The organism is Nocardia neocaledoniensis, from assembly GCF_029868625.1.
In the GTDB taxonomy this organism is placed as follows: Bacteria; Actinomycetota; Actinomycetes; order Mycobacteriales; family Mycobacteriaceae; genus Nocardia; species Nocardia neocaledoniensis_A.
On record NZ_JARWOJ010000052.1, the window covers coordinates 1 to 13065 of the forward strand.

Consider the following 13065-nt stretch of genomic DNA (forward strand, 5'->3'; position numbering starts at 1 on the left):
ATCACGAGGTGGCGGCCTGGGGGGTGGGCGCGGGGCCCCCCCATATAGTGGGGCACACGGCCGCCGCGGTGGCGGCACAGGCGCGCGGCGGGGGGGGGGTGTCGTTTGGCCACCCCCCGCCGCCCCCCCCGCCCCGGGCGCCCCGCCGGGGCCCCCCCACCGGCCGCTGCGTGGCCGCCGCTCCTCGAGGTCGCGGGTGCGGGGTCGGGAATCGGGATTCAGTGGGTGGCGAGCCACTGCTCGGTGAAGGTGGCCTCGTTGCCGAGCAGCTCGAGCAGGTGCTCGGAGATGGCGGCCTCGATCTTGCCGCCGAACAGCGGGATCTTCACCTCGATGGTGCCGCTGACGGTGAGCACCGAGCCGGTGCCCTCGTCGGTCATGGTGGCGGTGGCGGTGACCTTGGCCGGAGCGCCGTCGACGTGCGCCTCGACGGTGCCGGTGGTGCCGCTGTAGGTCTCGGTGCGCGGAATGATCAGGTCACCGGGGCGGACGGCGGTGATGGCGGGCGGCAGCTGATCGGCGGGGATGGACTGCACCATCTGCACGCGCACCGAGGCGGCGTCGGCGGCGAAGGAATCGAGCCTGGCGCCGGGGCCACCGACCTCTTCGATGCGAGCCTTCCAGTACTGCTCGTCGGCGAACGCCGCACGCACGGCCTCGACCGAATGGGAGTAGCGCGCCGTGAACGCCAGAGGTGTAGCCATGGGCGACACGCTACCGTCTCTACCCGTGCGTACAACACGGGTGGTGTCCTCCGATCAGCTGCGTGACCTCCTCGCCGGGACCGGCGCGGTGGTGCGGGAATCGGTGCGTCTGGCCGAACTGACGACCCTGCGGGTCGGCGGGCCCGCGCTGGTCGCCGAATGCGGGAGCACCGAGGCGCTGATCGCCACGGTATCGGCGCTGGACGCGGCCGATGTGCGGGTGCTGCTGGTCGCGGGCGGATCGAACCTGCTCATCGACGATGCCGGGTTCGACGGTGTGGTCGTGCGGGTGGGGAACACGGGCGTCGAGATCGGCGCCGACAGCGTGCTCGCCGAGGCGGGCGCCAACTGGGACGAGGTGGTCGCGGCGACCGTCGCCGCCGGTCTGGGCGGGCTCGAGTGCCTGTCCGGCATCCCCGGATCGGCGGGGGCGACGCCGGTGCAGAACGTCGGCGCGTACGGCGTCGAGGTGGCGACGCTGCTGAGCCGGGTGCGGCTGCTCGATCGTGCGAGCGGCGAGGTGCGCTGGGCCGAACCGGCCGAACTCGGCTTCGGCTACAGGACCAGCGTGCTCAAGCACAGCGACGCCGCGGTGGTGCTCGCGGTCGAGTTCGCGCTCGATCCGTCGGGACAGAGCGCCCCGCTGCGCTACGGCGAGCTGGCCAGGGTGCTCGACGCGGCCGACGGCGCGACCCGCCCGGCCGCCGCGGTGCGGACCGAGGTGCTGCGGCTGCGTGCGGGCAAGGGCATGGTGCTCGACCCGGCCGATCACGACACCTGGAGCGCCGGATCGTTCTTCACCAACCCCGTGGTGAGCGCGGAGCGGCTGCCCGGGGTGCTCGCCGCGATCACCGCGCACCTCGGCGAGGTGTCGGTGCCGACCTATCCCGCGCCCGACGGCACGAAGCTGTCGGCGGGGTGGTTGATCGAGCGGGCGGGGTTCGCGAAGGGGTTCCCCGGCGAGCAGGCGGCCGCGCGGCTGTCGACCAAACACACCCTGGCCCTCACCAATCGCGGCGCCGCGCGCGCGAGCGACATCGTCGAGCTGGCCCGCACGGTGCGCGCCGGGGTGGAGGAGCGGTTCGGCGTGCGCCTCGAACCGGAACCGGTGACCGTCGGCCTGACCCTGTGAGTTCGACCGGCTGACCCTCGGCGAGTGATCTCGCTCGCTGAGCTGGGCGCTGCCTGGGGCCGGTCGGTAGCCCGGCGTACATTCGATGCCGTGAGCAAACTTTCGGTAACCGCCTCGTTGCGTGCGCGCGGAGCGGCGGTGGGAGCTGCGCGGCGGCGAGCAGCTGCCGACGGGCGTGGCGTCGGCTTTCGGCGCGGCAGGCCCGCGGTTGCGGTGATCTTGCTGGCGGTGCTCGTCGTGCTGACCGGATGCACGATCGACCGCCCCGGTGGCGCCGGCGAACCCGCGGGCCCGGTGGCGCGCGTGGCCATCACCCCGGCGCCGGACGCGACCGCGGTCGAGCCCCGCGCTCCCGTCTCGGTGACGGTGAGCGACGGCCGGATCGAGCAGATCGCGCTCACCAACGCCAACGGCAAGCAGGTCACCGGCGAGTTCAGCCCCGATCGCGCGACCTACAAGATCACCGAGCCGCTCGGCTACGACGCCTCCTACACCTGGACCGGCACCGCGATCGGCACCGACGGCAAGCCCGTGCCGATCGACGGGACCTTCACGACCCTGCGCCCGGCATCGACGACTCCGGCGACGCTCAACATCGGTGACGGCCAAGAGGTCGGCATCGCGGCGCCGATCATCCTGAAGTTCACCGGACCGGTGGCGAACAAGGCGGCGGTGGAGAAGGCGCTCACCGTCACCACCGACCCGCCCACCGAGGGTTCGTGGGCGTGGCTGCCCGACGACGGCGGTTCACGGGTGCACTGGCGCCCGAAGAACTACTGGACGCCCGGGACCACGGTGCATGTCTCGGCCCCGCTGTACGGCGTCGACCTGGGCGGCGGCGCCTACGGCGACTCCGACCTCACTTCCGATTTCAGCATCGGCCGCAGCCAGGTCGTCGTCGCGAACGCCCCGAGTCACCGGATGCAGGTCGTGCGGGACGGGGCGACCATCTTCGATTTCGCCGTCTCCTACGGCGAGGGCAACGAGCCGCGCAATGTCACCCGCTCGGGCGTGCACGTGGTCACCGAGAAGTACGAGGACTTCATGATGTCGAATCCGCCGTACTACACCAATGTTCGCGAGCGCTGGGCCGTGCGCATCTCCAACAACGGCGAATTCATCCATGCCAACCCGGAATCCCTGGCCGCGCAGGGCGCGTCCAATGTCACCAACGGGTGCATCAATCTCTCGCCGTCCGATGCCCAGGCCTACTTCCCGACCGCGCTGTACGGCGACCCGGTCGAGGTCACCGGCACCTCCATCGAGTTGTCCCAGGCCGACGGCGACATCTACGACTGGGCCCTGGACTGGCCCACCTGGCAGTCCATGTCGGCACTGTCCGCGGCGACGACACCGTCCGGCGCGGCCGCCGGTCCGCGCTAGGAGAGCGTGCGCCGATCGCCCGGACGACCGCGGCGGATGCCCCGGTCGGCGCACGAGGCATCCGGCGTCCCGCGCCGTGCGAGTCGGAGCACATCCCGGCGTGGGGCGCACCGGGGAGCGCGTCCCGGCGCCGGACGCGAAGCCTCGGGCGGGACAGCGCGACGCCCCACACGTGTCGACGTGTGGGGCGTCCGAGGTCGCCGATCAGACCAGCGCGGGTGTCCGGCTCGGCCAGCGCGGGTGGTCGCGGTCGATGACGTAGGCGTGGGTGTGCTGGAAGTGGCGCGGGCCCACCTGGATCGCGTCGACGAGGATGGCCGGGTCGACGGTGCCGAGCTCGTGGACGTGGGTGATCTCGGCCGGATCCCGGCGTGGCCACAGCCGCACCGCCGCGACGGCGCCGAGAGCGGCGAGGACGGCCAGCGTGACCCAGGTGGTGGTGAACCCCGCGGCCGTGGCCAGCCAGCCGGTGATCGGGTAGGTGAGCAGCCAGGCCACGTGCGAGAGCGAGAACTGGGCGGCGAACAGGGCGGGCCGGTCCTCGGCGCGGGCCGAGCGGCGCAGCACCCGCCCGGTGGGGGTGAGCACCATGGCGGTGCCTGCGCCGATGGTGGCCCAGGTGGTGAGGGCGGCGGGCCAGCTCCAGGCCCCGGTCGGCGCGGTCGACAGCGCGATCGCCGCGGCGAGCCCGGTCACCAGGACGGCGGCGCCGGTGAGCATCACCGAGCGTTCGTCGCGCCGGTCCAGGATCTTGGGCAGGGTCAGCGCGATGAGCATGGTGCCGAGACCGTTCGCGGCCAGCAGCACGGCGACGCCGGACTGGTCGCCGCCCAGCACGTCCCGCGCGTAGTTGACGGTGTTGACCATGACCACCGAGCCGGCGGCGGCGACCACCAGGTTCAACCCGAGCAGTCCACGCAGTCGCGGCGTGGCGGCGAACAGGCGCAACCCGGCGACCAGACGCTCACCGATCGCACCGTCGCCCACCACCGCGTCCGGGATGCGCGCGGCCAGCACCAGGCCGACCGAGACCGCGAAGCCGAGGCCGGTGCCGACGAAGAGCCAGTGGAAGCTGAGCACGCTCAGCGCGAGCGCCGCCAGCATCGGGCTCAGCAGCGTCTCCATGGTCGCGGCCAGCTGCGCGGCCGAGAGCGCCTTGGTGTAGTCGCGCTCGTCGGGCAGGATGTCGGGCAGGACGGCCTGGTAGGTGGGGGTGTAGGCGGCCGAGGCGATCTGCAGCAGGGTGATCAGCACGTAGATCTGCCAGATCTGGTCGACGAAGGGCAGCGCGAGCACGATCGCGCCGCGTATCCCGTTCAGCGCCATCAGGAACTGCCTGCGCGGCAGCCGTCCGGCGTAGGCGCCCGCGATCGGGGCGACCGTCACGTAGGCGACCATCTTCAGCGTCAGCGCGGTGCCGAGCACGATGGCCGCGTTCCCACCGGCCAGCTCGTAGGCGAGCAGCCCCAGCGCGACGGTGGTGAGGCCGGTGCCGAACAGGGCCGCGACCTGGGCCGTGAACAGCAACCGGTAGTCGCGGTGGGCGAACAGTGAGGTGGTCATGGTGTCGGCCCTCCTGAGGCTGCGTGCTCTTTCATGCGTGATCGCTTATCTGCGTACTGATGCAACCATATACCCATAGGGGGTATTCCAGTCAAGGGGTTCTGGATCGCCGACTTGACCTGAAGAATGGTTGAGGTAGCACCGTGGTGCGCAGCGGTGACCGAGGGTCGCCACCGAAGCAAGGGGAAGCACATGAGCGCCACGGTCGAGCACCTGAACACCGAGGTCCGTCCGCTGCGGGTCGCCGTCGTCATCGGCAGCACCAGGGAAGGCCGTTTCGGTCCGACCGTCGCCGACTGGTTCATCCGCCAGGCGACACCGCGCGACGCGCTCACCGTCGACATCGTCGACACCGGCGCGGCCGAGCTGCCGCACACGTTCGGCGCCGCCGCCCCGGCCGCGGCCGAGATCACCGAAAAACTCGCCGCCGCGGACGCATTCGTCATCGTGACGCCCGAGTACAACCACAGCTACCCGGGCGCGCTCAAGAACCTCGTCGACAGCCACCACACCGAATGGCAGGCCAAACCGGTCGGCTTCGTCTCCTACGGCGGCATCTCCGGCGGGCTGCGCGCGGTGGAACACCTGCGCCCGGTCTTCGCCGAACTGCACGCGGTGACGGTGCGCGACTGCGTGGCCCTGCCCAACCCGTGGGGCAGGTTCGACGACGCGGGCCGTCTGCGCGACGACTCCGCCGACACCGCCGCCGCGGCCCTGCTCGACCAGCTGATCTGGTGGGGCGAGGCCCTGCGCACCGCCCGCGCGATCCGCCCGTACGGAAAGTGACCGCCGTGCTCACGCAGACGCAGACCGCACCGGTCGCCACCCGCAATCCGATGCGCATCGCGCTGGTCCTGGTGGTCGGCATGATCATGGCGACCCTCGATCAGACGATCGTGAACGTCGCCATCAACAAACTCTCCGTCGAATTCGACGCCGGACTGAGCACGATCCAGTGGGTCGCCACCGGCTACTCGCTCGCCCTCGGCGCGGTCGTGCCCACCTCGGCGTGGCTGGTCGGCCGCTTCGGCGCGAAGCGGCTGTACCTCGCCGCGATCACGGCGTTCGCGTTCGGCTCGGTGCTGGCCGGTCTGGCCTGGAACATCGAGTCGCTCATCGCTTTTCGCCTGGTGCAGGGCGCCAGCGGCGGCCTGCTGATGCCGGTCGCCATGACCATCCTGCTGCGTGCGGCGGGCCCGGAACGGCTCGGCCGGTTGATGAGCACGCTCGGGCTGGCGATCCTGGTGGGCCCGCTGCTCGGCCCGGTGATCGGCGGCTACCTCATCGACGAGGTGTCGTGGCGGTGGATGTTCTTCCTGAACCTGCCGCTCGGCGCGCTGGTGCTGGTGCTCGCCGCCAGGGTGGTGCCCGATGACGCGCCCGAACCGCCGCGACCGCTCGACGTCATCGGCCTGCTGTTGATGTCACCGGGCCTGGCGCTGGTGATCTACGGCGTGACGGCGGCGGGGGAGAGCGCGGGATTCGCGACGCCGTCGGTGCTGGTGCCGCTGCTGGCCGGCGTCGGGCTGATCGTCGCCTTCGTGGTGCGCTCGCTGAGCACCCCGGTGCCGCTGCTGGATCTGCGGGTGCTCGGCAACCGGACGACGGGAATCTCGGCGGGCCTGCTCGCGCTGTTCGCGAGCGGCTACTTCGGCTCGATGCTGTTGCTGCCGTTGTACTTCCAGGTGGTGCGGGGTGAATCCGCCCTGCTGGCAGGCGCACTCGGCATTCCGTTCGCGCTGGCCTCCGGTGCGACGATGCAGGTGGCGGGCCGACTCATCGACCGGATCCCGCCCGGCCGCTACCTGCCGGTCTCGATCACGGTGGCGCTCACCGGTTTCGTGTTGTTCGCGATCCAGCTCGACGCCGACGCGCCGTACTGGGCGCTGTGCCTGACCATGGTGCTGATGGGCGCGGGCGGCGGCGGCACGATGATGCCGGTGATCACCACCGCGACAAGGCCGCTGAGCCGGGAGCAACAGCCTGCCGGGTCGACGGTGCTGAACATGATCAGCACCACCGCCATGGCGATCGGTACGGCGGTGAGTTCGGTGACGCTGGGCGCGCTGCTCCCGGTGACCGGCGGGCTGCAAGCCCTGCACGGCATGGACCAGGCGCAGCGTGCGGCGCTGGCCCCGGCCCTGGCCGAGGCCTTCCAGCACACCTATCTGATCGCGCCGGTCATGATCGCGCTGGCGATGATCCCGGCGCTGCTGTTGCCGCGGCGGTAGGCCAGAGCAAGGCCTGGGCGACGATGACGTTCTCGCCGTTGAACGTGACGGCCGGGCCCTCGTGCAGGGTGTAGCCGAGGGCCAGCGCGGCGCTCACGCGCCGGCAGAACGTCTCGTCGTCCGGGCCGGTCAGCACGCGATAGATCGGCAGGCCGTCGGGAGGTGTGCTCATGGGGCCAGTATCCGCTAGACGGACTCGGCGGCGCGTTCCTTGCTCAGCGTCTCGGTCTGCTCGGTGCTCAGCCCCTGCTGCTTGGCCAGCAGATCGCGGATCTCGATGAGCAGTTCGGTCTCGGTGGGCTCGGCGGCCTTGGTGGTGCCGAACTTGTTCTTCAGCGACTTCATCGGCAGCATCAGCACGAAGTACAGGACCGCCGCCACCATGAAGAAGTTGATGAACGCGGTGATGATCGGGCCGATCTGGATGAAGGTCGCCGGCTTGTCGGCGATCAGCTGGACGCCGAGGCCCAGTTCGTTGGTCGAGCCGAACACCGCGAGCAGCGGGTCGATGAGCCCCTTGGTGAACGAGCTGACGACGGCGGTGAACGCGGTGCCGATCACCACGGCGACCGCGAGGTCGACGACGTTGCCCCGCATGAGGAAATCCTTGAACCCGCCGAACACGGACTTGATACTGCGCATCAGTGAAGCACTCCTGAGACTGGCTATTGGCAAACGCGGTGATGTTATCGGCCGTCTCGCCGGGTAGCGAATCTGTGGCTACCGCACTAGGAGGTGTGAACCGGCCTCCGGCAGTATCAATTCCGGGCGCGCCGAGCGCCACTCGGACGGTTCCGGCGCCCCGGATTCGGTTGCCCGATCCTGGGATTGATCGGCGCGGGTCAGGACCGGCGCGCGAAGCTGCCCGGTCCGGCCTGGTCGCGAGGCTTCACGACGATCGTGTCGAGGTTCACGTGCGGCGGGCGGCTCGCGACGAACCCGACGATCTCGGCGATGTCGGCGGCGTAGAGCGGATCGATGCCCTCGTACACCTTGGCGGCGCGGTCGGCGTCACCGTCGAAGCGGACCAGCGAGAATTCCGTCTCCACCGCGCCCGGCGCGATCTCGGTGAGGCGGACCGGCTGGCCGAGCAGCTCGTCGCGCAGGGTGCGGTGCAGCACCGCCTGGGCGTGCTTGGCCGAGGTGTAGCCGGAGCCGTTGGGATAGGCGTGCATGGCGGCGATGGAGGTGATGGTGACGATGAGGCCGTCACCGGAGGCGATCAGCTTCGGCAGCAGCGCCTTGGTGAGCCGCAGCGTGCCGAGCACGTTGGTCTCCCACATCCAGCGCCAGTCGGCGAGGTCGGCCTCGGCGACCGTGGCCAGGCCCTTGGCCCCGCCCGCGTTGTTCACCAGCACGTCGACCCGCTCGAGCCCCTCGGTGAACGCGGCCACCGACTCCTCGGAGGTCACGTCCAGTTCCACCGCGGTGCCGCCGATCTCCGCGGCCAGGCGCTGGACGCGGTCGAACCGCCGGGCGCCCACGTACACGTGGTACCCCTGCTTCGCGAGTTCCCTGGCGGTGGCTTCCCCGATGCCCGAGCTGGCTCCGGTGACGACGGCGATGCGAGTGCTCATGTGCACCGATCCTATTCGCCGCCGATTTCGCCTCGCCACGGCTCGGATCATCGTGAATCCGGCCGGCGCTAGCCTGTCGGCATGGCTATTCGTGACGCGGTCAGCGCTGATGGAACCAGGATCGTCTACCGGGTGACCGGACCGGAGGACGGGCGGCCGCTGGTGCTGCTGCACGGCTGGGCCGGGAACCTGCGGTGCTGGGGCGCCGCCGAGGACGAGTTGGCCCAGCGCTACCGCGTCCTCGCGGTCGATCTGCGCGGTCACGGCTACTCCGATGATCCCGGCGCCGGCTACGACGACCCCAAGGCCTGGGCCGCCGACGTCGCGGCCGTGCTCGCCGCCGAGCGCATCGAATCCGGCGCGGTGCTGCTCGGCTGGTCCTACGGCGGCATCGTCGCCACCGACTACCTCGCGACCGAGGGCACCGCGGCGATCGCGGGCGTCGTCTACTGTGGCGCGCCCGCCCATATCGGCCGGGATGTGCCGGGCGCGGAGCCCGGTCCCGCCATGGCGAAGGCCATCCCCGGTGTGTTCGACGAGGCGGCAGGCCGCGCGGTCCGCGCGTTCGCCGTGTTCGGCAATGCCAACACCGGCCCCGGCGAGGACAAGGGCCCCGATGCCCAGCGCCTGTTTGGCGGTAGCCTCGCCACCGCGCCCTCGGTGCGCAAGGCGCTGTTCTATCGCACCGTCGACAACACCGAAACCCTGCGCGCCCTCGACATTCCGGTGCTGGTCCTGCACGGCACGGCGGATCCGGTGGTTCCCGTCGAGAACGGTCGCTACATCGTCGACAACGTGCCCGGCGCCCGCGCCTCCTACTGGGAAGGCGCCCAGCACGGCCTCTTCATCGAGGACCGGCCCCGGTTCGTCGCCGAGGTGAGCGCCTTCCTCGACGCGCTGGACTGAGCTGCGCTTTCGCGCCGAAAACGACCGGTCGCTTTCGGCGCGAATCAGAGAACAATTAGTCGCCGAAGCCGATGTGATATGACTGTGATTGTTCTCGGGAGCAACGAGCGCATTTCGCACAGGGCGGCGGAAAATCTTCTGGTAATTGTCACAAACATTTCGTGAATACGTGTGTAGCGTGCGGGAATGCCGTTTGATGCGAAGGGAAGTGGGTTCGGCGTCGAGAGTGGAGTTCGATGATGTTCGGTCGGGCAGGTGGCGTTCGGATCGTGTTCCTGGCAGTCGCGCTGCTGGTGGGTGCGGTGGTGGGCGCGCCGTCGGCGAGCGCCGAACACGCCAGGATCGAGGATCAGCGGGTCGAACCGGATCGCACCATTGATGTCGGCGTGTATTCGCCCGCCATGGATATCGTCACCCGGGTACGAGTGCTGCGGGCCGCCGATCCCGATTCACCTGCCCCCACGCTGTATCTGCTGAACGGGGTCGGCGGCGGTAGCGACGGGAATTGGCTGGACCGCACCGATGTCGTCGAATTCTTCAAGAACAAGCAGGTGAACGTGGTGATCCCGTTCGGCGGCGCCGGTAGCTACTTCGCCGACTGGCGGGCGGTCGACCCGGTGCTCGGCAAGCAGCGCTGGACCACCTTCCTCACCGAGGAACTGCCGCCGGTGATCGACGCCGAGTTCGGCGGCACCGGGGCGAACGCCATCGCGGGGTTGTCGATGGCGGGCACCTCGGTGTTCCAGCTCGCGCTCGCCGCGCCGGGCATGTACCGGGCGATCGGTTCCTACAGCGGCTGCGTGCGCACGAGTGACCCACGCGGACAAGCGATCGTGAGCGCGGTCGTTGGCAGCAGACTCGGCAACGTGGCCAACATGTGGGGGCCGCCGAGCGATCCGGCGTGGTCGGCGCACGACCCGTACCTGCACGCCGAGGCGTTCCGCGGCACCGAGGTGTACGTGTCGTCCGGCAATGGGATTCCCGGGCCGTACGACAATCTCGTCGCCGCGCAGGGCGATCCGGTGCAGCTGACCACCCAGCTGCTGTTCGGTGCCTCGCTCGAGGCCGTCACCGGGCTGTGCACCCGTCAGCTCAGCGACCGGCTGCAGTCGCTCGGCATCCCGGCGACGGTGGATCTGCGACCCAACGGCACCCACTCGTGGGGCTACTGGGAGCAGGATCTGCACAAGTCGTGGCCGATGTTCGAGGCCGCCCTGGCACGCGACGAGCAGGGATCGTGATGTCCGAAATTCGCTGGCGCGGGTGGTCGCGGTCCGGCAGGCTCGTCGTGAACTCACTCACGAATACCGTGTGACGACCGTCACCGATCCCGGTAGGGATGTCGGCGGCGGCGTCGCGGCGTGCACACTGGAGTGTGTGAGTCAGCGTCGCCCGGAAATCCTGCCCCACCGCATCGCGGTGCTGTCGGTGCACACCTCGCCGCTGGCGCAGCCCGGAACCGGCGACGCGGGCGGCATGAACGTCTACGTGCTGCAGACCGCGCTCGAGCTGGCCAAACGCGGCACCGAGGTGGAGATCTTCACCCGCGCGACCTCCTCGGATCTGCCGCCGGTGGCCGAGGCCGGACCCGGTGTGCTGGTCCGCCACGTCGTCGCCGGACCGTTCGAGGGGCTGGACAAGAACGACCTGCCCACCCAGCTGTGTCCGTTCACCGCCGAGGTGCTGCGCCAGGAGGCCCGTCACCTGCCCGGCCACTACGACCTCGTGCACTCGCACTACTGGCTCTCCGGCCAGGTCGGCTGGCTGGCCCGCGACCGCTGGCGGGTGCCGCTGGTGCACACGGCGCACACGCTGGCCGCGGTGAAGAACGCCGCGCTGGCCGAGGGCGACGCTCCCGAACCCGAGACCAGGGTGATCGGGGAGAAGCAGGTGATCGTCGAAGCCGACCGGCTCGTCGCCAACACCGGTGACGAGGCCCGCCAGCTCGTCGACCTCTACGGTGCAGCGCCCGAGCGCATCGACGTGGTGCCGCCCGGCGCCGACCTGACCCGCTACCGCCCCGGCGACAAGCTCGCGGCCCGCGCCGAACTCGGCCTGCGGCCGGACGAGCAGGTCGTCGCGTTCGTCGGCCGTATCCAGCCGCTCAAGGCCCCCGACGTGCTCGTCCGCGCCGCCGCCGAACTGCTGCGCCGTGACCCGAGCCGCAAGCTGCGTGTCCTGATCGTCGGTGGGCCTTCCGGTACCGGCCTGGCCAGGCCCGACGCGCTCATCGAACTGGCCGCCGCCCTCGGGATCACCGAGCAGGTCACCTTCCTGCCGCCGCAGCCCGCCGACCGATTGGTCCAGGTGTACCGCGCGGCCGATGTGGTCGCCGTGCCCAGCTACAACGAATCCTTCGGCCTGGTCGCCATCGAGGCGCAGGCCAGCGGCACCCCGGTCCTCGCCGCCGATGTCGGCGGTCTCGGCACGGCCGTGCGGCACCGCGAATCCGGTCTGCTGGTGCCGGGCCACCGCACCCCCGACTGGGCCGACGCGCTCGCCGCGCTCCTCGACGACCCGGCCCGGCTGGCCCGGATGGGCGCCACCGCGGTCGAGCACGCGAGCCGGTTCTCCTGGGCGCACACCGCCGAGGGACTGCTCGACAGCTACGCTGCCGCGATGGCCGGGTTCCGTGCCGAACGCGGCCGGATCGCCCTGCTCGCGGGGGAGACCAGTCAGGCCAGATCGCGGGCGCTGTGGCGGCGCCGGACAGGAGTACGCAGGTGAACGCCGTATCGCAGCTCATCGACGAGACCCTGCGCGATCGGGAGATCGAATACACCCGCCACGCCGAGGACACCTTCATCGTGGTGCTGCCCGGCGAGCGCAAGCTCAAGACCACGGTGATGCTGACCGTCGGCAAGCACGGGCTGCGCATCGAATCGTTCGTCTGCCGCAAGCCCGACGAGAACTTCGAGGGCGTCTACAAATACCTGCTGCGCCGCAACCGGCGCCTGTACGGCGTGGCCTACACGCTCGACAATGTCGGCGACATCTACCTCGTCGGCCGCACGTCCATCGAGTCGGTGACCCCCGACGAACTCGACCGCCTCTTCGGCCAGATCCTCGAGGCCGTCGACACCGACTTCAACGTGCTGCTCGAACTCGGCTTCGCCGAATCCATCCGCAAGGAATGGAAGTGGCGGGTCTCGCGGGGCGAATCCCTCAAGAACCTGCGCGCGTTCGAGCACCTCATCGACGAGGCCGACAAGGTCTGACACGCGGTCAGAACAGCGCGAGCGCCGAGTTGACCGCCACCGCTTGCCCGAACAACGTCCAGTCGTTGATGATGTGCGCGCCCGCCGAGACCGCGAGGTTCTTGGTGCGAATGTAGGCCAGGGTCAAGATGATCCGGGCGCCGCCGATCACGAGGAAGGTCTCAGCTCCCGCGACCTCGGCGTCCTCCGCCTTCTCGCTCATCCGCCGATCTTCCCACCATCCACAACCCGCCACGCGTTTATCCGGGACGGCGAGTGGGCAGCGGGGGGGGGGGGGGGGGGGGCCCCCCCCCCCCCCCCGGGGGGGGGGGGGGGGGGGGAGGGGGGGGGGGGGGGGGGGGGGGGGGGGGG

At 70.5% G+C, this 13065-nt stretch carries 14 protein-coding genes; 8 read left to right on the forward strand and 6 right to left on the reverse strand.

What is annotated here, in order from left to right; all coding sequences use genetic code 11:
* Window positions 1-218: 218 nt before the first annotated feature.
* Complete coding sequence (locus tag QH270_RS02900; protein WP_280338761.1) at window positions 219-704, reverse strand: DUF2505 domain-containing protein; 486 nt, start codon at window positions 702-704, stop codon at window positions 219-221.
* Between QH270_RS02900 and QH270_RS02905 the strand changes: the two genes are divergently transcribed.
* Together QH270_RS02905 and QH270_RS02910 are read left to right on the forward strand one after the other, a co-directional pair.
* A complete protein-coding gene (locus tag QH270_RS02905; RefSeq protein WP_432420282.1) occupies window positions 703-1836 on the forward strand; it encodes a UDP-N-acetylmuramate dehydrogenase in 1134 nt (377 codons plus the stop codon). The two genes, QH270_RS02900 and QH270_RS02905, sit on opposite strands and share 2 nt — an antisense overlap.
* Before the next feature lie 213 nt (window positions 1837-2049).
* A complete protein-coding gene (locus QH270_RS02910) occupies window positions 2050-3219 on the forward strand; it encodes a L,D-transpeptidase (protein ID WP_432420283.1) in 1170 nt (389 codons plus the stop codon).
* 204 nt (window positions 3220-3423) lie between these two features.
* Here QH270_RS02910 and QH270_RS02915 read toward each other — a convergent pair whose 3' ends face one another.
* Window positions 3424-4782, reverse strand: a complete 1359-nt coding sequence (locus QH270_RS02915) for an MFS transporter (RefSeq protein WP_280338762.1) — start codon at window positions 4780-4782, stop codon at window positions 3424-3426.
* A 213-nt stretch (window positions 4783-4995) separates the two neighbouring features.
* Here QH270_RS02915 and QH270_RS02920 point away from each other — a divergent pair, with 213 nt between their 5' ends.
* Window positions 4996-5568: an NADPH-dependent FMN reductase gene (locus QH270_RS02920; RefSeq protein WP_280338772.1), complete on the forward strand. Its 573-nt coding sequence runs from the start codon at window positions 4996-4998 to the stop codon at window positions 5566-5568.
* A 5-nt stretch (window positions 5569-5573) separates the two neighbouring features.
* Window positions 5574-7013, forward strand: coding sequence for a DHA2 family efflux MFS transporter permease subunit (locus QH270_RS02925; RefSeq protein WP_280338763.1), 1440 nt, complete (start codon window positions 5574-5576; stop codon window positions 7011-7013).
* Here QH270_RS02925 and QH270_RS02930 read toward each other — a convergent pair.
* From QH270_RS02930 to QH270_RS02940, 3 genes are all read right to left on the reverse strand, one after another.
* Complete coding sequence (locus QH270_RS02930) at window positions 6964-7185, reverse strand: DUF1737 domain-containing protein (RefSeq protein WP_280338764.1); 222 nt, start codon at window positions 7183-7185, stop codon at window positions 6964-6966. The two genes, QH270_RS02925 and QH270_RS02930, sit on opposite strands and share 50 nt — an antisense overlap.
* A 14-nt stretch (window positions 7186-7199) precedes the next feature.
* Window positions 7200-7637: a large conductance mechanosensitive channel protein MscL gene (mscL, locus tag QH270_RS02935; protein ID WP_280338773.1), complete on the reverse strand. Its 438-nt coding sequence runs from the start codon at window positions 7635-7637 to the stop codon at window positions 7200-7202.
* A gap of 218 nt (window positions 7638-7855) precedes the next feature.
* Window positions 7856-8590: an SDR family NAD(P)-dependent oxidoreductase gene (locus QH270_RS02940; RefSeq protein ID WP_280338765.1), complete on the reverse strand. Its 735-nt coding sequence runs from the start codon at window positions 8588-8590 to the stop codon at window positions 7856-7858.
* 81 nt (window positions 8591-8671) lie between these two features.
* On the opposite strand from QH270_RS02940, the gene QH270_RS02945 reads away from it, so the two are divergent.
* From QH270_RS02945 to QH270_RS02960, 4 genes are all read left to right on the forward strand, one after another.
* Window positions 8672-9496 (forward strand): alpha/beta fold hydrolase, encoded by an 825-nt coding sequence (locus QH270_RS02945; protein ID WP_280338766.1) that lies wholly within the window; start codon window positions 8672-8674, stop codon window positions 9494-9496.
* A gap of 239 nt (window positions 9497-9735) precedes the next feature.
* Complete coding sequence (locus tag QH270_RS02950) at window positions 9736-10737, forward strand: alpha/beta hydrolase (RefSeq protein WP_432420284.1); 1002 nt, start codon at window positions 9736-9738, stop codon at window positions 10735-10737.
* A 127-nt stretch (window positions 10738-10864) separates the two neighbouring features.
* Window positions 10865-12223, forward strand: a complete 1359-nt coding sequence (mshA, locus tag QH270_RS02955) for a D-inositol-3-phosphate glycosyltransferase (protein WP_280338774.1) — start codon at window positions 10865-10867, stop codon at window positions 12221-12223.
* On the forward strand, window positions 12220-12714 hold the full coding sequence (locus QH270_RS02960; protein ID WP_280338768.1) for a YbjN domain-containing protein: 495 nt from the start codon (window positions 12220-12222) through the stop codon (window positions 12712-12714). Before mshA ends, QH270_RS02960 begins: the two co-directional genes overlap by 4 nt.
* A 7-nt stretch (window positions 12715-12721) precedes the next feature.
* On the opposite strand, the gene QH270_RS02965 is transcribed toward QH270_RS02960, so the two are convergent.
* Window positions 12722-12916 carry a CPBP family glutamic-type intramembrane protease gene (locus QH270_RS02965; protein ID WP_280338769.1) on the reverse strand — a complete coding sequence of 65 codons (195 nt, stop codon included), beginning with the start codon at window positions 12914-12916 and terminating at the stop codon, window positions 12722-12724.
* Between the last annotated feature and the right edge of the window lie 149 nt (window positions 12917-13065).

Coding starts and splice junctions, on each gene's coding strand:
- QH270_RS02900 (WP_280338761.1), bottom strand. CDS start 704: ATGGCTACACCTCTGGCGTTCACGGCGCGCTACTCCCATTCGGTCGAG.
- QH270_RS02950 (WP_432420284.1), top strand. CDS start 9,736: ATGTTCGGTCGGGCAGGTGGCGTTCGGATCGTGTTCCTGGCAGTCGCG.
- QH270_RS02940 (WP_280338765.1), bottom strand. CDS start 8,590: ATGAGCACTCGCATCGCCGTCGTCACCGGAGCCAGCTCGGGCATCGGG.
- QH270_RS02965 (WP_280338769.1), bottom strand. CDS start 12,916: ATGAGCGAGAAGGCGGAGGACGCCGAGGTCGCGGGAGCTGAGACCTTC.
- QH270_RS02945 (WP_280338766.1), top strand. CDS start 8,672: ATGGCTATTCGTGACGCGGTCAGCGCTGATGGAACCAGGATCGTCTAC.
- QH270_RS02915 (WP_280338762.1), bottom strand. CDS start 4,782: ATGACCACCTCACTGTTCGCCCACCGCGACTACCGGTTGCTGTTCACG.
- QH270_RS02930 (WP_280338764.1), bottom strand. CDS start 7,185: ATGAGCACACCTCCCGACGGCCTGCCGATCTATCGCGTGCTGACCGGC.
- QH270_RS02905 (WP_432420282.1), top strand. CDS start 703: ATGGGCGACACGCTACCGTCTCTACCCGTGCGTACAACACGGGTGGTG.